Genomic DNA, 282 nt, shown 5'->3' on the forward strand with positions numbered 1-282 from the left:
TCCCATGCACCTTCCCAATTACCCTCTAAAATATTAATAAATAAATCTATAATATTTGTGATAATTGATAGCACTGAATCTATGATAGATTGAATAGATTCCCATGTATCTTTAATGATGAATAACACAATCGGCATAATCCAATCTATTTTATCCCAAATCCACTGAAAGCCATTAACTACAGTTGGAACGATTTTATCTAAGACAAAAGTCACTATTTTATCTATTAAATCAAATGCTGAAGTTACGATATTTGCTACTTTAGGCATAGTAACAGCTAAG

Annotated in this window: 1 protein-coding gene; it reads right to left on the reverse strand. The window is 30.1% G+C overall.

Annotated elements, in window-relative coordinates:
* Positions 1 to 269 (reverse strand): hypothetical protein (locus SB749_RS19250; protein ID WP_410711716.1); only part of this gene is annotated, 269 nt, incomplete at its 3' end.
* Positions 270 to 282: the final 13 nt, after the last annotated feature.

The sequence above is a fragment of the Brevibacterium sp. SIMBA_078 genome, assembly GCF_046534565.1.
Taxonomy (GTDB): Bacteria; Actinomycetota; Actinomycetes; order Actinomycetales; family Brevibacteriaceae; genus Brevibacterium.